1 pseudogene is annotated in these 229 nt (G+C 80.3%); it reads right to left on the bottom strand.

Annotation, left to right across the window (positions count from 1 at the left end):
• Nucleotides 1-229 (bottom strand): annotated as a pseudogene (locus QWY28_RS23940) (hypothetical protein); the annotation flags it as partial.

Here is a 229-nt window from a genome sequence, read left to right as displayed (position 1 = left end):
CGGCTCGATCAGCTCCAGCTCGCCGACCGCCCAGCCGTCGTCGAGAAGCACCAGGTCGACCCGGGCGTACGCCGGCGGCGCGCCCAGTCGGCGGGCGGCCGCGGCCCCGGCCGCCCGGGCGCCCTCCGCGCGGGCCGGGTCGACGGCGACGGCGACCGAGCTGCCGCCGTACAGCTCGTGCACGCGGACCTCCCCGCCGGACGGCCGCGTGTCGACCAGCACCACCACC

It is taken from the genome of Nocardioides oceani, assembly GCF_030412965.1.
Classification (GTDB): domain Bacteria; phylum Actinomycetota; class Actinomycetes; order Propionibacteriales; family Nocardioidaceae; genus Nocardioides; species Nocardioides oceani.
The sequence above is the reverse complement of the archived record's forward strand: the minus strand, read 5'-3'. Positions and strand labels throughout refer to the sequence as shown.